Here is a 17,675-nt window from a genome sequence, read left to right as displayed (position 1 = left end):
GTCCGGTGACCGCCCCACCGTGCCGCTGGGTGACGCGGCGGACCGCGGGGCGTATCCCGCCCCCGGAGCGGAGACCCCGCCGGGGCCCGTGGCGCTGCCCGCTTCGTTCCTGATGCCGGGGGCGGGAGGGGCGCCGGGGGCTCAGGGGGTTCAGGGGCAGGTTCCGCCGTCGGCACCTGTTCCGCCGCCCCAGCCGGTGGCCGCGCCGGCGCCTGTTCCGCCTCCCGGCCCGGTGGTCACGCCCGGCCCGGTGGTCACGCCCGGCCCGGTCCCGTCGTACGGCCGGCCCTCCCCGTACGGTACGGAGGTCCACCACACCGGCGGCTCCCCGTACGCCCCGGGCACCGGCCACCCGAACGGATCGGCGCACGCCCCCCACACGCAGACCGGGGTGCAAGCCGGAGTGCAGGCCGGAGTGCAAGCCGACGCGCAGTCTTGGGCACCCCATGCGGAGGCGAGCGTTCCGCCGTCGGCCGGTCACGATCACGGTCCGGGCATGGCCACGGGCGCGGGGACGGGCATGGGTACGGGCATGAGCAGGACCCAGGCCGCCGCCCCTCACGGCGGCGCACCGGACCCGCGCATCGTCGGTTACGACCTCGCCGCCGAGGCGGCGGAGCGCCCCGGGGGCGCGGGCGACCCAGGGGGCGCGCGCGGCCCTGCCCCGGAGCCCGCCCCGACGGGCCCGGTAGAACCAACAGGCCCGGCCCCCGCAAACCCCGCAGAACCGCCGCCCCCTTCCGCCACCACCGCCCCTCCCCCCACACCCCCCTCCCCCGAACACCAGACCCCCGCCCAAGGCACCCGCATCTGCGCGGTCTGCCACGCGGGAACGGTCACCGGGGACGGGTACTGCGAGAACTGCGGTCACGCCCAGCCGCGCGAACGCGACCACATGGAGCGGGAACTGGCGGGCCTGGCGGCGGTCAGCGACCGGGGACACCGCCACCACCGCAACGAGGACTTCTTCGCGGTCGCCGAGGGCACGCTGCCCGACGGCTCGCCCGCCGTGCTCGCCATCGTCTGCGACGGCGTCTCCTCCGCCTCCCGCCCCGACGACGCGTCCGCCGCCGCGTCCGGGACCGCGGCCCGGTCGCTGCTGACCGCCCTGCCCGGCGGCACGCACCCGCAGCGGGCCATGCACGACGCGATCCTCGCCGCCGCCAAGTCCGTCAACGCCCTGGCCGCCGCGCCCAACCAGGCGCAGCAGCACGACCCGTACCGCCAGCAGAACGCCCCGGCCTGCACGTTCGTCGGCGCGGTGGTCGGTGGCGGGCTGCTCGTCATCGGCTGGGTGGGTGACAGCCGGGCGTACTGGGTCCCCGACGACCGGAGCGCACCCGCCGTCCGCCTCACCGAGGACGACTCGTGGGCGGCGCAGATGGTCGCCAACAACCTGATGTCGGAAGCGGAGGCGTACGCGGACGACCGGGCGCACGCCATCACGGGCTGGCTGGGCGCGGACGCGTACGAACTGGAGCCGCACACCGCTTCCTTCAAGCCCGACGGACCGGGTGTAGTGGTGGTGTGCACGGACGGGCTGTGGAACTACGCCGAGGCCGCGGAGCAGGTGGCCGCGGTACTGCCGGGCGACGCCCACGACCGGCCGCTGCACAGCGCGCGGACCCTGGTCGCCCATGCTCTCGCCAGTGGGGGCCACGACAACGTAACAGTGGCGGTGGTGCCGTTCCCGGCGCCGCGGGGACGGGCAGGATCGGCCTGAGCAACCGTCCGGGGCGCACCGCACGCACACATCGGCACCAGCCGTCGGTGCGCCCTGCACGCACGCGTCGGCACCAGCGGCCGGGAACCGGAGCGCTTCCGGCCGCGGCCGGATGACCGGACACCACACAGAGACCACCACACACCACGCGTCACCACGCACCACGCACCACGCACCACGCACCACGCACCACGCACCACCAGGAGCAAAGCGCCAACGGGGGGATGATCACGGGGACTTCCGCCCGCCATGTGTCTCTTCACCGCCGCGAGGACTGAGCTGCGGAGCCTCGCGGCGGCACAAAGGAGCGGAACAGATGGCCAACTTCTCCAAGTCCGGCGTGCCGCGGTTCGCCGCCGAGGTGTACCAGAACGCGTATCTGCCGGAGGGCGGGCGTGAGGTGAACGCCATCGTCACCGTCACCGCCACGGGCGGCGGCACCAGCGGCGGACTGCCGCTCTTCGCCGCCGGTACGGACGCGGGCGCGGTGGGCGCCGCCCGCGGCCACGGGGGCGTGCGGCACGCGGGCGTTGTGATCATGCTGGACTGTTCCGGTTCGATGGACTATCCGCCCACCAAGATGCGCAACGCGCGCGACGCGACGGCCGCCGCGATCGACACCGTGCGGGACGGCGTCGCCTTCGCGGTGGTGGCCGGTACGCACCAGGCCGCCGAGGTCTACCCGGGCGGCGGGCGGCTCGCCACCGCCGGTCCGGCCTCCCGCGACCAGGCCAAGGAGGCGCTGCGCAAGCTGAGCGCCGGCGGCGGCACCGCCATCGGCACCTGGTTGCGGCTGGCCGACCGGCTGCTGACCGACGCGGACGTCGGCATCCGGCACGGCATCCTGCTCACCGACGGCCGCAACGAACACGAGTCGGCCCACGACCTGCGCGCCACCCTCGACGCCTGCGCCGGGCACTTCACGTGCGATGCCCGCGGCGTCGGCACGGACTGGGAGGTCAAGGAGGTCACCGGCATCGCGTCGGCGCTGCTCGGCACGGCCGACATCGTCCCCGACCCGTCCGGGCTGGCCGCCGACTTCACGCGGATGATGGAGGTCGCGATGGGCAAGGAGGTGGCGGACGTCACCCTGCGGCTGTGGACCCCGCAGGACGCACACGTCGCCTTCGTGAAACAGGTGGCACCGGCCGTCGAGGACCTGACCGGCCGCCGTACGGAATCCGGCCCGCGGACCGGCGACTATCCGACAGGTTCCTGGGGCGACGAGTCCCGCGACTACCACCTGTGCGTACGGGTTCCGGCTGCCGGTGTGGGCCAGGAGATGCTGGCCGCGCGGGTCTCGCTCGTCCTGCCCGGCTCCGGCGGCGATACGACGCGGACCCTGGCCCAGGGCCTGGTACGCGCGGTCTGGACGGATGATATGACCGCTTCGACCAGTATCAACCCGCAAGTCGCCCACTACACAGGGCAGGCCGAACTGGCCCAGGTCATCCAGCAAGGGCTGGATGCCCGCAAGTCGGGCGATGTGGACGGCGCCACGGCGAAGCTGGGGCGAGCCGTGCAACTGGCGAGCGCCTCCGGGAACGAGGACACTGCGAAACTGCTTGCGAAGGTGGTGGACGTCGTCGACGCGGCGACCGGTACTGTGCGACTGAAGGCGAAGGTCACAGAGGCGGACGAGATGACGCTCGAAACGCGCTCGACCAAGACAGTTCGCGTCAAGAAGTAACAAACTAGACGTACTACCGAACACAATCGGTACTGAGGGGGAAGATCCGACATGCCGACCTGCCCGAACGGCCATCAGTCGGTGGCCGAAGACTGGTGCGAGGTGTGCGGCCACCGGATGGCGGGCGCTGTTCCCCCGCCGCCCTCCCTGCCCGCGGGATTCCTCAATACACCTCCGGCCGGCCAGCCGGCTCCGCCGCCGCCTGCCCCGCAGGGCGGTCCGGGTTCCCAGGGCGGCCCTGGTGCCCAAGGCGGTCCGGGCCCTCAGAACGGCCCCGGCGGTTCCCAGGGTGGACAGGGCTTCCCCGACGGTTCCCAGGGCGGGCAGGGCTTCCCCGACGCGTCCCAGGGCGGGCAGGGCTTCCCCGGCCAGGCCCCGCCGCCCCATCAGCCTCCGCCTCACCAGCCCCCGCAGCAGCAGGCCCCGGCGCCCCAGGCTCCGGCACCCCAGGCCCCGCCGCCCCCGCCGCAGGGGCACACCGGCCAGGGCAGCCAGGCAGGCCAAGGCGGCCAGACCGGGCAGGGCGGCTACGGCTTCCCGCCCCCGGCCCCCGGACCGCACGCCCCTGCGCCCCCTCCTCAGCAGGGCCCCGGGCAGCCGGAGCTGTGCCCGCAGTGCGGTACGCCGCGCGAAGCGATGGCCCCGTTCTGCGAAGAGTGCCGCTACAACTTCCTGACGCACTCGGCGACCTCGTACGCCCCGCCGCCGCCTGCCCCGCAGGGCGGCCCGGGTTCCCAGGGCGGTCAGGGCGGCTACGGCTTCCCGCCTCAGCAACAGGGCCCGCCCACCCCGCCGCAGCAGTACGAGTACCAGGGCTCGCGCCCGTCGCAGATCAACCGCCCTGCCGAGCCGCTCTCCTCCGAGCAGTCCGGCCAGTTCGGACAGTTCGGCCAGCCCGTCCAGGGAAGCCAGCCCGTCCAAGGAGGTCAGCAGGGTCCGGCCGGTCAGCAGGGCCACCCCGCGCCGCACCCCGGACAGCAGCCGCCTGGCCAGCCCGGTCCCTATGGCGCGCCCGCGGGCCAGCCCGGCCCGCCGCCCCCGCCGCAGGCGAGCGACGACGACTGGCCGCTTCCCCCGCCCAACTCGCAGACCCCGCCCCCGCCTCCGCCGCACGCGCAGCCGGGTCCGCAGGGCGGCCCGGACCAGAGCCAGGGCGGCCAGGGCGGTTACGGTTTCCCGCCGCCGCAGGCGGGCCCGCCCACCCCGCCGCAGCAGCAGGGTCCGTTCGAACCTCAGCAGCCTCCGCAGCACCAGCAACAACCGCCGCAGGCCCCGTACGATCCGCAGGTAGCCCAACAGGCACCGCCGCAGGCGCCGTTCGAGCCGCAGCAGCAGCCCGGCCCCTTCGGCCAGCCGCCGCAGCAGCAGCCGGACCCGTACCAGCAGCAACCGCAGCCCGACCAGCAGTGGAACCAGCCCGCGCCGGGCCCCGAGGCCCCGCCCGGACCGCCGCCCGTCGTCGGTGACGGCTGGGTCGTGGCCATCGCCCCCGACCGCGAGTACTTCATGGCGATGATGGGCCGCAGCGGCCCGGAGGCAGCCGGGTTGAACCTGCCCGCCTACTCCCCCGAGCAGCAGGTCCCCCTCGCCGGGGGCCAGATCGCCGTCGGCCGCCGCCGGCACAGCACGGGCGAGTCCCCGGACATCGACCTGGGCCGCCCGCCGGAGGACCCGGGCGTCTCGCACCAGCACGCCCTCCTCGTCCAGCAGCCCGACGGCAGCTGGGCCGTGGTCGACCAGAACTCCACCAACGGCACCACCGTCAACCTCGCCGAGGACCCCATCCAGCCCTACGTCCCCATCCCCCTCCACGAGGGGGACCGCATCCACGTGGGCGCCTGGACCACCATGACCGTCCGCCGCGGCTGACCTCCCGTACAGCAGACAGGAAGCGCCGGCCGCAGTTCCCGAACTGCGGCCGGCGCTTTCTGCTGCCGGAGAGCGCTCGCGCACGAGCATCGCGCACCGCGCGCCGGGCTCAGCCTCCGGGCAGCGGCCACCGGTGAGCGCCGTCCGGGGAGTCGAGCCAGGCGTACTGACGGGTGTCGTGCACGGTGACGCCGAAACGTTCGCGGCGGGGGCGGTTTTCCCGTTGCCACAGGACGAGGGCTTCGCGGGGTGTGAGGCCGTCGGCGGTCAGGGTCCACAGGAACTGGAAGCGCTCGTCGCGCAGCACTTCGCGGGGCAGGCCGTAGCCGAAGCGGAAGTCCCGGCGCCGCCCGGGGGTGTCCGGCTTTTCGGGGCCGGGCCGTGCGCCGGGGTCCGACCGGGTGCGCAGGGGGACGAAGTACGCGGGGGTGGCCAGGAAGCGGCCCTCCGCCCGTACGGCCGCGGGGTCCGTCACGCGGAGCGCGATCAGGCCGGTGGCGAGGGGCGCCAGGATGAGCGCCCCCGGCGTGCACTGCGCGATCCACGCCGGTGGTACGGACGGGAGCGCGCAGGTGGCGATGACCCGGTCGTACGGGGCGCGCTCCGGGCAGCCGCGGGCGCCGTCGCCGGTCACCACGGTGGGCCGCCGTCCCGCGGCGGCGAGCCGTTCCTGTGCGGGGCCGGTGATCTCCTCGTCCAGATCGACGGTGGTCACGCGCCCGTCGCCCAGCCGGTGGGCCAGCAGGGCCGCGTTGTAGCCGGTGCCCGTACCGATCTCCAGGACGCGGCAGCCGGTGCCCGGACGCTGCTCCTCCGCCTCCTCGACCCGTAGCTCCTCCAGCATCATGGCCATCAGTGACGGCTGACTGCTGGAGGACACCAGCTCACCATCCTGCATGCACGTCGCCAGCGCCCCGTCCGTGTAGACGCCCTCCAGCCAGCGCGCCCGCCGCTGCGGGTCGGGGTCGGAGCCGGACAGCCGCTGGTAGCCGCGCGCGGTGGCCACGTAGTAGTACGGCACGAAGAGGTGCCGCGGTACGTCCTCGAAGGCGGCCCGCCACCGCGCGTCGCCGAGGTGGCCGCCCGCCCTGATCTGCCGGACCAGCTCGGCACGCGCCGCGGCCGCCGGGTCGCCTCCCGGCCGCGGATCGGCCGGTGTACCGGACCGTGTACCGCTCATGTCTCCACTGTCCTACGTCGCAGGTCCTCCGCCGAGTCGTCTGACACCATGGACGGGTGAACAAGATTCCGCGCGGCACGCTTCAGGAACAGACCTTTTACGAGCAGGTCGGCGGCGAACCGACCTTCCGCCGCCTGGTGCACCGTTTCTACCAGGGAGTGGCCGAGGACCCGCTGCTGCGGCCGATGTACCCGGAGGAGGACCTGGGACCGGCCGAGGAACGGCTCGCGCTCTTCCTCATGCAGTACTGGGGCGGCCCGCGTACGTACAGCGACGGCCGCGGTCACCCGCGGCTGCGGATGCGGCACGCGCCTTTCACGGTGGACCGCGCCGCTCACGACGCCTGGCTCAAGCACATGCGGGACGCGGTGGACTCCCTGGAGCTGGCGCCCGAACACGAGACGCAGCTGTGGAACTACCTGACGTACGCGGCGGCTTCCATGGTCAATACGGCTGAGTGACGGGGAGCCCAAGAGCCGCAAGAGTTCCAGGAGCCCCAAGAGCCCCGAAGGTCGTGGGGCCGGGCGGGCAGGCGTCCGACGACGGCTGACGACGAGGGCCGGGTGCGCCTTGACGAGCCGCACCCGGTCCTGACGTGGCCTTCGCGACCTTCACGGCTTTCGCGATCTCCGTGGCCTTGGTTGGCCTTCGTGGTTTTCAGGCGGGTGTCAGCGGCAGGGCCGGACGTCCGCCCGTGCGGACCGCGACCGACCCGTACGGCGTCCGCAGTCGCAGCCAGCCGCCCGCGGCCAGCAAGGTCAGCGTCGGCGGCTCCGCCAGCGCGGCACCCGTCGCGGAACCTGTGGTGCCCTGGCCGCCGCCGCCCGCAGACCCGTGCACGCCGGCCTGGGCCTCGGCTTCGGCCCGCGCGGGGCGCAGGAAGCCGAGCGACTGTGCGGCATGCGCGGCGCGCAGCGGCAGGTGGGTGTCGCCCAGCGTGCGGGACCAGATCTCGCGGCCGATGCGGTCGCGCTCGGCGCGCGTACGGCGTTCCGGCGGCAGTGCCTCGTCCCGGGCGCGGAACTCGGCGACGGCGAGCGCGACGGCCCTGCCGAGCGCCTGCGGCGAGGGCAGTCCCGGCACCTGCTGCCAGCCGCCCCGCGGCGGCAGGACGCCGGCCCACGGCGGGCCGGTGACGGCTGCGGGCAGCGTCACGCTATCCGCCGACTCGTCGATTCCTTCGAGCAGGTCACCGGCAGAAACGGTGAGATCGAGACCGGCGGCGGGAGCAATCCCCGTACCGGACTGCAAGCCTCCGGATTGCGGGCCGCCGGATTGCGAGTCGGGGTACGAGTGTGACTGCGGGCCTCCGGACTGCGGCTCGGGCGGGTTCGGTGCCAGGCGCGCCGTACGGATCGCCAGCACCTCGAACGACGGCGGGCGCCCGAACACCGCGAGCACCCCGCCGCCCGCCTGCAACCGCACCGCGGCGGCACGGTCGTAGTGGATCAGCCGGGCCAGGAAGGCGGCGAGGTCCGCCGCCTCCCCGGCATCGGCCAGGCGCAACGCCGTCATGCGGCGACGGCCCCCTCCTGCTGCTGCACGCCGTCCGCGTCGTCCGCGCCGTCCAGGTAGTCCTGGAGGAACGACTTCTCCTCGGCGGTGATGCGGCGGGGCCGCCCCTGTCCGAAGTCGTACGGGACGACGACGGTCGAGGCACGGACGTACACCGTGTCCTCGTCCTTGATCTCGTACGCGATCGTCATCGACGCGGCGCCTATCTTCGTCACCCACGACTCGACGGTCACCGGCGCGTGCCGGTGCACCAGCGGCCGTACGTAGTCGATCTCGTGACGGGCCACGACGGACCCGCCCGAGAAGGACGGGCTGCCCTCACCCGGCGCCAGCCGCCACATGAAGTCGATCCGCGCCTCCTCCAGGTAGCGGACGAACACCGCGTTGTTGACATGGCCGAACGCGTCCATGTCGGACCAGCGCAGCGGGCAGGAATAGAGGTGTCGCACGCGGCTCAGCCCCGGGTGAGCTTCTTGTACGTGGCGCGGTGCGGACGGGCCGCGTCCGGGCCCAGACGCTCGACCTTGTTCTTCTCGTACGAGTCGTAGTTGCCCTCGAACCAGAACCACTTGGAGTTGCCCTCGTACGCCAGGATGTGCGTGGCGACGCGGTCCAGGAACCAGCGGTCGTGGGAGACGACCACGGCGCAGCCCGGGAACTCCAGCAGCGCGTTCTCCAGCGAGGACAGGGTCTCGACGTCGAGGTCGTTGGTCGGCTCGTCGAGGAGGAGCAGGTTGCCGCCCTGCTTGAGGGTCAGCGCCAGGTTCAGGCGGTTGCGCTCACCGCCGGACAGCACGCCGGCCGGCTTCTGCTGGTCCGGGCCCTTGAAGCCGAACGCCGACACGTAGGCGCGGGACGGCATTTCGACCTGGCCGACGTTGATGTAGTCCAGCTCGTCCGAGACGACGGCCCACAGGGTCTTCTTGGGGTCGATGTTGGCGCGGGTCTGGTCCACGTAGGAGATCTTGACCGTGTCGCCGACCTTGATGTGGCCGGAGTCCGGCTCCTCCAGGCCCTGGATCATCTTGAACAGCGTGGTCTTGCCGGCGCCGTTCGGGCCGATGACGCCGACGATGCCGTTGCGCGGGAGGGTGAACGACAGGTCGTCGATGAGGACCTTGTCGCCGAACGCCTTGTTCAGGTGCTCGACCTCGACCACGACGTTGCCCAGACGCGGGCCCGGCGGGATCTGGATCTCCTCGAAGTCCAGCTTCCGGGTCTTCTCGGCCTCCGCCGCCATCTCCTCGTAACGGGTCAGACGGGACTTGGACTTGACCTGGCGGCCCTTGGCGTTGGAGCGGACCCACTCCAGCTCTTCCTTCAGACGCTTCGCACGCTTGGCGTCCTTCTGGCCCTCGACCTTCAGACGCGTCTGCTTCTTGTCGAGGTAGGTGGAGTAGTTGCCCTCATAGGCGATGGCGCGGCCGCGGTCCAGCTCCAGGATCCACTCGGCCACGTTGTCGAGGAAGTACCGGTCGTGGGTGACGGCGACGACGGTGCCGGCGTACTTGGCGAGGTGCTGCTCCAGCCACTGCACGGACTCGGCGTCCAGGTGGTTGGTGGGCTCGTCGAGGAGCAGCAGGTCGGGGGCCTCAAGCAGCAGCTTGCACAGCGCGACGCGGCGCTTCTCACCGCCGGAGAGCTTGGTGACGCCCCAGTCGCCGGGCGGGCAACCCAGGGCGTCCATGGCCTGCTCCAGCTGGGTGTCCAGGTCCCACGCGTTGGCGTGGTCCAGGTCCTCCTGGAGCTTGCCCATCTCCTCCATCAGCGCGTCGGAGTAGTCGGTCGCCATCAGCTCGGCGACCTCGTTGAAGCGCTTGAGCTTGTCCATGATCTCGCGGGCGCCGTCCTGGACGTTCTCCAGGACCGTCTTGGACTCGTCCAGCGGCGGCTCCTGGAGGAGCATCCCGACGGTGAAGCCCGGGGTCAGGAACGCGTCGCCGTTCGACGGCTGCTCAAGACCGGCCATGATCTTCAGCACCGTCGACTTGCCGGCGCCGTTGGGCCCCACGACACCGATCTTCGCGCCCGGCAGGAAGCTCAGCGTCACGTCGTCAAGGATGACCTTGTCGCCGTGCGCCTTGCGCGTCTTGCGCATCGTGTAGATGTACTCAGCCAAGAGAAACCGTCCGGCAGTCTGGATCTGTCATGGTCAATGCGGCTCCGCCGCGTGGGCCGATGAGCGGCTCCGCCGCGCGAGGGCAGATACACCCCATCTTGCCGTACGGCCAGCCCACGATGGAAACGAGTACCTCACAGGGCTGTGATCAGGGGCGTGATCTGGGGCTCGGTCCGGGGTTCGGCTTGAGGTGCGGGCCGGGGCTCGGTCCAGGGATCGGCTTGGGGTGCGGGCCGGGGTTCGGTCCGGGGCTCGGCTTGGGGTGCGGGCCGGGGTGTGCGGGCCGCTCGGTGGGGGCGTCCGGCCCCGAGCCTCCCGCCAGGCGTTCCGGGGCGGGTGCCGCGCCGGATACGCCGCCGCCCTCCGTGGCCGAGGAGCGGTTTCGCTCGGCCACGGAGGGCGGTGGGTGATACGCGTACGGTCACGGGGCAGCCGGGGCCGCGGCCCTGCGCGCCGAGCGAATGCGCTCAGTCACGCGGCTGAGCGAGCCGCACCCAGTCACGCCGGGCCTCTACGGAACTGCGGTGCCGCGTCTCCCCCGGGGCCCGGTGGAGACTCGGTGCCCCGTCACACCGGGCCCCGGGGACATTCGCCCCCTGGTTCCCGGGTGACGCCCGTACCCCGCTCGTTACTGGGTGACGCCCGCCTTCTTCTTACGGAGGAAGAAGACCGCGCCGCCGCCGACCACGACCAGCGCGACCGCGACGCCCGCGATCACCGGAGTGGCGTTGCTGGAGCCGGTCTCGGCGAGGTCGCCGCCCGCGCCGCCACCGGTGGAACCGGCGCTGGTGCCGCCGGCCGAGGCCGGGCTGGGCTGCGGCGAGGGCTTGCCGGTGTCGGTGCCGGCGGTCTTGCAGTCGAGGACCCCGGTGAAGGTCTTCTTGAAGCCGCCCTCAGCCTTGATCGTGATCTCGTACGCCTGGTCCTCGCCGACCGGAACGGTGATCGTCTCGGACTTGCCCGGCGCGATCACGTGCTCTTTGCCGGAAAGCTGGAAGCGGAACGGCGCGTCGCCCTTGTTGGTGGCCGTGACGTCCACGCCGCCCTTGGAGCAGTTCTTCTCCGCGGTGACGGCCGGAGCCGCGCCCTGCTTCTTCCAGGAGGCGGTCGCGGTCGCGGTCGCGGTGGACTCGCTGGAGCCGGCCAGGATCATGGTCTGGCTCTTGACGCGGCCGACGCTGCCGGTGAAGGCGCGGCCGACCGAGACCTTCGTGGCGGCCTGGGCGGTCAGCGAGGTGGCGCCGTCCTTCGCGCCCTCGGGCACGTCGAAGAAGAGCTTGGTGCCGTTGGTCGCCTTGGTGACGGGCTTGCCGTCGGCGCCGACCACCTTCACACCGGCGGGGGCACCGGCGGCCGGGGAGACGGTCACGCTGCCGGCGTTGGTGTGGACCGTGACCGGGCCCAGCTTGCTGCCGGACTTGCCGGAGACGGCCGACGGGTCCAGCTTCAGCGACGCCTCGGGCTCGGTGAGGTTCTGGCCGTGCTTCTTGGCGCTCTCCTCCAGGTAGTCGGCGAGCTTCTCGGCCGCGGGGTCGGTGGCGTCGACCTTGACGTGGTCGGAGAAGCGCCAGATCGCGACCTGGGTACCGGCGGCAGCGGTCTTCTCGCTCAGGCTCCCGGCACCGGCCTTCTGGGCGAGCGAGGCCAGGTCGTTGACCTGCGGGTAGGAGTTCTGCAGGATCCAGCGGATCTTGCCGGCGTCCTGGTTGTTGTGCAGCGACGAGGCGCTCCAGGGCACCTCCTGGTACTTCGCCTGCTGCTGCGTCGGCGTACTGATGTCGATGCAGTACGTCTGGAGGGTGCCGCCGCCCTCGACGGTCATCTCGAAGAGTCCGGCACCGATCTGCTGGTCGTGACCGTTGGCGTGCAGCACCGCCTGGCCGTAGGTCTTCAGACCGCCGAGCGTGGCACTGGCGCCCCCGTGGACGGGCGTCGCGTCGTCCGCCGCGGCGGGACCCGCGGTGGCTATCGCACCCGCCGCGACCAGGCCCGACGCCAGGACCGCGGCGGCAAGGCGGGCTGCGCCCCGCCTCTTCACTGAAAGCATGAATTTCCCCTCTGGGCGAGGCGGGTCGATAGGGGAGTTGCCTCGCCGGAATGAACCCAAAGAACTCAACAGCCGAATACATCAGCCCCCGTGAGTACTCGTGAGTACCCGACGGATCCTAGAGAGCGGGCGCAACAGGGTCCCCCCTAAAACCGTCCCATAAGCGATCCGAATCGCAATCGTTACCGACTACACCCCACTTGACCTGGCTATATCGACAAATCACCGGGACTTTCCGGGCACTGAACGCTTCTCAGGCGTATCGCTCATCGGGGTCATGGGACGGCATCAGGAGATTGCCGGACGCGGCGTCGAGAGAGACGTCCGGTCGATGCCGGTGAGGTGCCAGAGAGAGGCGTCGGGGAGGTGTGCAGGAGAGAGCCCGGAGGGCCGGGTGCGGTGTCAGTGGGTGCCAATGCCCGCTCTCTGTTTGGTACTTGCGCCCGGTGCGTGGGAGTCGTCCTCGCTCCGTGGCGACTTGGTATCCGCTTCGGAGGCGGTGCGGCTTCGGTCCGAGGAGTTCGTCGTTGTGTCCGTCGTTGTGTCCGTCGCTGTGTCCGTCGGGGGTGGCGACGCCCAGTCAGGTTCGAGAGCGGCAGGGTGTTTCGCGGAGAGCGCGGACCCGGTGGACGGGGTGGACCGTGTGGGCGGCGGGCCTGTGCCGGGCATGCCCGGTTGTCCGGCCTGAGGTACCAACTCCATACGCGCCCGGGTGGTCCGGCGGAAGGCGGAGGTGCCGCGCGACAGGTCGTGCCCGACGGCCACGGCATCCACCTCGACCGACACCCGCCGCTGGCCGCCCTTTTCCTCGGGCAGCTCCCGGTCCCACACCCGCATACGGCCGTGCACGACGAGTGGTTCGCCCCGCGAGACCGAAGCGGCGACGTGGTCCGCGAGCGCCCGCCACGCGCGGACGGTATAGAAGCTCGGATCCCCGTCGACCCAGCCCCCGCGCTCCTTGTCCCAGCGCCGCGAGGACGTCGCCAGGCGGAACCGCACCGCCGAGACGCCGGCCGTGGTCTGCCGGTGCTCCACCGCTGTCGCGGCATTCCCCACCAGCGTCACCATCGTTTCGTACATCGTCATCGCCTCCCCCGTCGCGGGCCCCCGGCGGGCCCCTCGGCCCGGTCCCGGGCCTGCGTGGGATCCATGCTGCACGGATTCGCCGGAGCCCGCTGGGGCCTGTGGGTTACCACCGGGTTGTGGACAACTCCGTCACCCTGGCGAGGGTTCAAGCCCCACGGCCCGCCGCTTCAGAGCCCCGCCGCCACCGCGTACTGCTCCCGTACCTCTCGGTAGCGGAACAGTTCCGCGGCGACCGGTTCCAGCACCGCGGCGCGGCCGCAACCCGCCGCCGCCGTACGCAGCAGACGCTCCGCTTCCTGGCCGTACCGGCGGGCCGCGCCGCGCCCCGCCACCCCGCACACCCACGACAGAGCCGGGCCGCCCACCGTCCCGATGACCGCCACCAGCAGCGCGGACAGCCACTCCCCCCACTCCGCCGCGCCCACCGCCACGGCCAGCAGCCACAGCATCCCGGTCACCTGCAACACCGTCAGCACTCCTTGCGCCACGGCGGCCGCCGTCCACCACCGCGGCCGTACCTGCGGCCCGGCCCGCAGGGCTCCTTCGGAGACCGCCGCGGCCCGGTCCAGCGCCTCCGGAAGCCCCTCGGCGCCCCGGACCGCCGCCTCGCGCACCGCATGCGCCCACGGAGCCGGCAGCCCTTCCGACGCCTCCCCCGCCACGGCCCGTACGGCCTGCTCGACCAACGGCCGCGCCGTCGCCCGCCCGTCCACCGGCACCCAGCCGCTCATCGTCCCGTACGCGCCGTCGCCCCCCGCTTCGCCGCCCGCCTCAGCGCCCGCCTCGACGTCTGCGTACGCCTCCGTGTACGCGTCCCTATGCCACAACCGCGACGCCCCCGTACGCCCCGGACTCGTCCGCCCGGACCGCCCGGACCGCCCGCGCGCCGCTCCCGACCGCCGCCTGCGCAGCCGCAGGCGCAGCCACGGCGTGCCGCACGCCCGCTCCCCGTGCCGCAGCCAGTCACGCTCCGCCGCGCTCCCCATGGCCCCGGCGCCGACCGCCTCGGCGAGCCAGTCCTCGAACTCCTCGCGGGCCGGTTCCGTCAGCCCGTACCGCCCGTCCGCCACGTACGCGGGCCACAGCCGCCCCGCCGCCGCGTCCACGTCGGCGGTCAGCCGCCGGTCCGCCGCGCCGCGCTCCTCGACGAACTGCCGGAGCGCCTCCTGCAGCTCCCCGACGCCCTCGCCCGTGGCCGCCGACAGCGCCAGCACCGCGGCGCCCGGTTCGCCGTGTTCGCCGAGGGCCAGCCCGTCCTCGTCCAGCAGCCGCCGCAGGTCGTCGACCACCTGTACGGCGGCGTCCCCCGGCAGCCGGTCCACCTGGTTGAGTACGACGAACGTGACCTCGGCGTGGCCCGCCAGCGGCCGCAGATACCTTTCGTGCAGCACCGCGTCCGCGTACTTCTCCGGGTCGACCACCCAGATCACCGCGTCCACCAGCTCCAGCATCCGGTCGACCTGCTCGCGGTGTCCGGTCGCGGCCGAGTCGTGATCGGGCAGATCCAGGAGGACGAGGCCGGGCAGCGCGGCCGAGCCGCCGGCGGGGGCGTGCCTGCGGCGTGCCGGTACTCCGAGCCGGTCCAGCAGCGCGTCGGCGCCCGGCTGCCCGCCGGACCACACGCAGGCCACCGGCTCCGCAGTCGTCGGCCGACGCGCGGCCACGTCCGACTGGTCCGCCCCCACAAGCGCATTGAAAAGGGACGACTTGCCGCTGCCGGTGGCTCCTGCGACGGCGACGACGGTGTGTTCCCCGGACAGGCGGTACCGCTCGTCCGCCGCGTCGAGCACCCGGCCCGCCTCGGCCAGCGTCGCCCCGTCCAGGCGCGTCCGGGACAGCCCGACCAGCTCCCGCAGGGCGTCCAACCGTGGCCGCAGGCGCTGCCCTGCCGATCGCCGTTCTCGGGGCTCTTCCGGCCCTCTGAGATCTTCCGGTCCTCCGGGCTCTCCGGGATTCCTGGAGCCTCCGGGCCCTCCCGGCTGCTTGGAGGGGGCAGGCGCGCACTCCTTGGTCTCGTGCGCGCGCCCACGCCTGCCCCGCGGCTCCTGTACGGGCTCCGTCGGCTCCTGGAGTACGGACAGTACGGCTTCGAGCTCGCTCTCGCCCTCGTCCTCCCACTCCTGCCAGTCGCACTGCTGGTGCCATTCGTCCTCGTCCAGCCATTCGTCGCCGAGCCCGTTCCCGGCCGCGTCCCCGGCTCCGGCTCCGGCTCCGCTTCCGCTTCCGCTTCCGCTTCCGGCCCCGTCCTGGCCCCCGTTCCGGTCCCGGTCCTCCCACTCCAGCCACTCGGGCCACTCACGCCACCCGGGCCGATTGCCCTCGCGGGGCTCCTCCGCCGCTTCCCGCGCACGGGCGTGGCGCCGCTCCGCGGCGGGCCGCGGGCCGGCACCGTCCTTCGCGCGGCGTGCGATCAGCCCGTCGTTCCAGGAGGTAAGGGGCGGGGGCAGGGACGGGACCGACTGGGTCGCCTCCGCCTCCGGCCCCGCTTCCGCTTCCGCAGCCGTCCCCGTCCCCGTCGGCTCGGCGGCCGGTTCGGCGACCGGCTCGCCCGTCATCACCAACGGCGTACCTTCCCCTTCGTCCCGCTCCCGATCCCGCTCCCAGCCCTGATCCCCGTCCGTACGCCCCACAGGAGCAGTCACCGCGTCACCTTCTCCTTCTGCAGTAGAGACAGCGCGGCGATCAGCGCGGCCTGGTGGTCCGGCCGCACTCCCAGCGACTCCAGCGGCGCCAGGCGCCGCTCCCGTTCGCCGTCCAACGCGCGCTGAAGGTACGTGTCGAGCAGTCGGCCGCCCCGGTCACGCAGCCGTACCGCTGCCTGTGCCCCCATCAGGCCGGCGAGGGCCTCGCCCGCTGTACGGGCCCGGCGCCCGCCCAGCAAGGTGGTGGCCAGCAGCGCCGCCGCCTCCTCGGGGTCGGCCGCGGCCCGCGCACGCTCCCCGGCCCGCGCGCCGCGCGACGCGCGGCCACCACGCGCCGTGCGCGCCTCCCGTACGCCCTCCTCCGCCAGTTCCTCCAGGCAGCGCCGCCATCGCCGTACGAGCACGCCCAGGCGGGCGGCGGAGGCCGTCGCGTCCGCCGCCTCCGTCAGGGCGGCGTCCGCCGCCGCTGGGTCCCGGCGCCACGCCTCGGCGGCCCGCTCGTCGGCCTCTTCCACCGCGCAGCGCAGCAGGGAGGTGAGCCCGTGGGTGAGCGCGTCCAGCAGTTCGTCGGGGCGGCCGCCGAGTTCGTGGTCCCGCCAGTGGGCCCGTGCGTCGCCGGACAGCACCTCGCCCTGTTCGACCTCCCGCCGTACCCGGCCGGCGGCTCCCTCGTACGCCTGCTCCACCTGGTCCGCGAGCCGCAGTGCGGCGGCGTGCTGGGAGGCGGAGGCCCCGGCGAGGGCGGGCATACGGGAGTGCAGCGAGGCCAGGATTCCGGCGGTGGTCCGCGCGGCGGCCGCGTTCCGGACCGCGGTGTCCTGTGCGTGCCGCTCCAGCCAGCGACGCAGCGCCGCCACCGCCGTCGCGGGCAGCAGCCCGGTTCCGCCGCCTGCCGACTCGGGCAGCTCGGGGATGGTGAAGCGGGGTACGTCACCGAGCCCGGCGCGGCTCAGCAGTGCGGCGTACCGGGCCGAGATGTCGGTGGCGATCTGGTGCGGCACCCGGTCCAGCACGGTGATGAGCGTGACGTCGTACTCCTTGGCCGTACGCAGCAGGTGCCACGGCACCGCGTCCGCGTACCGGGCGGCGGTGGTGACCAGTACCCATACGTCGGCCGCGCAGATCAGCTCGGCGGCCAGCTCCCGGTTGCGCGCGACGAGCGAGTCGATGTCGGGCGCGTCCAGGAGGGCCAGTCCGCTGGGGAGCATCGGATCCGTCTCGATGCGCAGGGGGGCCATGCCCGCCGTGCTCTCCGCCGCGCTGCCGCCCCCCTCGCCGTCCTCACCTTCGTACGCGTACTCGCACTCGCGTTCACACGCGTCGTCGTACGCGTCGAGCTCGTCGGGGCCGTCCTGCTCCGGCACCCACACCCGGGTGAACTGCGGCAGCACCCGCCGCCCCGCGAACCAGTGGTGATCGTCGGGGTGGCACACGAGCACCGGCGTACGGGTCGTGGGCCGCAGCACACCGGCCTCGCTGACGCGCCGGCCCACCAGCGAATTGACGAGCGTGGACTTGCCGGCGCCGGTGGACCCGCCGATGACCGCTAGCAGCGGGGCCTGAGGAGCGCGCAGCCGGGGCATCACATAGTCGTCGAGCTGGTCCAGCAACTCGGACCGGGTACGCCGGGCGCGGGCGGCGCCGGGCAGTGGCAGCGGGAAGCGCGCGGCGTCGACGCGGTCGCGCAGCGCGGACAGGACGTCAAGGAGCCGGGGTTGTACATCCAAGGTTGCCACTCGTGCAGAATGCCCAATTTTGGCAGGTTTTTGAAGCGTATAGCCCTGTGTGCGCGCCGCGTAAACCC

Annotated in this window: 12 protein-coding genes; 4 read left to right on the top strand and 8 right to left on the bottom strand. The window is 73.1% G+C overall.

Annotated features, from left to right (window positions below; all coding sequences use genetic code 11):
- Positions 1-391: 391 nt before the first annotated feature.
- From A6A06_RS13035 to A6A06_RS13025, 3 genes are all read left to right on the top strand, one after another.
- Complete coding sequence (locus tag A6A06_RS13035) at positions 392-1,723, top strand: PP2C family protein-serine/threonine phosphatase (protein WP_443333748.1); 1,332 nt, start codon at positions 392-394, stop codon at positions 1,721-1,723.
- A 316-nt stretch (positions 1,724-2,039) separates the two neighbouring features.
- Positions 2,040-3,413, top strand: a complete 1,374-nt coding sequence (locus tag A6A06_RS13030) for a vWA domain-containing protein (RefSeq protein WP_073761367.1) — start codon at positions 2,040-2,042, stop codon at positions 3,411-3,413.
- 51 nt (positions 3,414-3,464) lie between these two features.
- Positions 3,465-5,282 carry an FHA domain-containing protein gene (locus A6A06_RS13025; protein ID WP_073761366.1) on the top strand — a complete coding sequence of 606 codons (1,818 nt, stop codon included), beginning with the start codon at positions 3,465-3,467 and terminating at the stop codon, positions 5,280-5,282.
- 109 nt (positions 5,283-5,391) lie between these two features.
- Here A6A06_RS13025 and A6A06_RS13020 read toward each other — a convergent pair whose 3' ends face one another.
- The gene (locus A6A06_RS13020; protein ID WP_073761365.1) at positions 5,392-6,462 is read right to left on the bottom strand and encodes a methyltransferase domain-containing protein; all 1,071 of its coding nucleotides are present in this window, start codon (positions 6,460-6,462) and stop codon (positions 5,392-5,394) included.
- A gap of 56 nt (positions 6,463-6,518) precedes the next feature.
- On the opposite strand from A6A06_RS13020, the gene A6A06_RS13015 reads away from it, so the two are divergent.
- Positions 6,519-6,923, top strand: coding sequence for a globin (locus tag A6A06_RS13015; RefSeq protein ID WP_073761364.1), 405 nt, complete (start codon positions 6,519-6,521; stop codon positions 6,921-6,923).
- Positions 6,924-7,119: 196 nt separating this feature from the next.
- Here the strand turns inward: A6A06_RS13015 and A6A06_RS13010 are convergent, their stop codons facing one another.
- The 7 genes from A6A06_RS13010 to A6A06_RS12980 all read right to left on the bottom strand — a co-directional run bounded on the left by A6A06_RS13010 (position 7,120) and on the right by A6A06_RS12980 (position 17,598).
- Complete coding sequence (locus tag A6A06_RS13010; protein WP_073761363.1) at positions 7,120-7,977, bottom strand: hypothetical protein; 858 nt, start codon at positions 7,975-7,977, stop codon at positions 7,120-7,122.
- On the bottom strand, positions 7,974-8,426 hold the full coding sequence (locus A6A06_RS13005) for an acyl-CoA thioesterase (RefSeq protein ID WP_338015892.1): 453 nt from the start codon (positions 8,424-8,426) through the stop codon (positions 7,974-7,976). Before A6A06_RS13005 ends, A6A06_RS13010 begins: the two co-directional genes overlap by 4 nt.
- Positions 8,427-8,431: 5 nt before the next feature.
- Entirely contained in the window at positions 8,432-10,096 is a 1,665-nt protein-coding gene (gene ettA, locus A6A06_RS13000; protein ID WP_073761362.1) for an energy-dependent translational throttle protein EttA, read from the bottom strand.
- A 628-nt stretch (positions 10,097-10,724) separates the two neighbouring features.
- Positions 10,725-12,143 carry a thioester domain-containing protein gene (locus A6A06_RS12995; RefSeq protein WP_073761361.1) on the bottom strand — a complete coding sequence of 473 codons (1,419 nt, stop codon included), beginning with the start codon at positions 12,141-12,143 and terminating at the stop codon, positions 10,725-10,727.
- 402 nt (positions 12,144-12,545) lie between these two features.
- Positions 12,546-13,229 (bottom strand): single-stranded DNA-binding protein, encoded by a 684-nt coding sequence (locus A6A06_RS40840; protein WP_338015891.1) that lies wholly within the window; start codon positions 13,227-13,229, stop codon positions 12,546-12,548.
- A gap of 167 nt (positions 13,230-13,396) precedes the next feature.
- Positions 13,397-15,871: a YfjP family GTPase gene (locus A6A06_RS12985; protein ID WP_242440714.1), complete on the bottom strand. Its 2,475-nt coding sequence runs from the start codon at positions 15,869-15,871 to the stop codon at positions 13,397-13,399.
- A complete protein-coding gene (locus A6A06_RS12980) occupies positions 15,868-17,598 on the bottom strand; it encodes a dynamin family protein (protein ID WP_073761360.1) in 1,731 nt (576 codons plus the stop codon). The genes A6A06_RS12985 and A6A06_RS12980 overlap by 4 nt, the downstream gene beginning before the upstream one ends.
- Between the last annotated feature and the right edge of the window lie 77 nt (positions 17,599-17,675).

Origin of the sequence: Streptomyces sp. CB02923 (genome assembly GCF_001905005.1) — a bacterium.
Classification (GTDB): domain Bacteria; phylum Actinomycetota; class Actinomycetes; order Streptomycetales; family Streptomycetaceae; genus Streptomyces.
The sequence above is the reverse complement of the archived record's forward strand: the minus strand, read 5'-3'. Positions and strand labels throughout refer to the sequence as shown.

Coding starts and splice junctions, on each gene's coding strand:
- A6A06_RS13030 (WP_073761367.1), top strand. CDS start 2,040: ATGGCCAACTTCTCCAAGTCCGGCGTGCCGCGGTTCGCCGCCGAGGTG.
- A6A06_RS13025 (WP_073761366.1), top strand. CDS start 3,465: ATGCCGACCTGCCCGAACGGCCATCAGTCGGTGGCCGAAGACTGGTGC.
- A6A06_RS13020 (WP_073761365.1), bottom strand. CDS start 6,462: ATGAGCGGTACACGGTCCGGTACACCGGCCGATCCGCGGCCGGGAGGC.
- A6A06_RS13010 (WP_073761363.1), bottom strand. CDS start 7,977: ATGACGGCGTTGCGCCTGGCCGATGCCGGGGAGGCGGCGGACCTCGCC.
- A6A06_RS12995 (WP_073761361.1), bottom strand. CDS start 12,143: ATGCTTTCAGTGAAGAGGCGGGGCGCAGCCCGCCTTGCCGCCGCGGTC.
- A6A06_RS40840 (WP_338015891.1), bottom strand. CDS start 13,229: ATGACGATGTACGAAACGATGGTGACGCTGGTGGGGAATGCCGCGACA.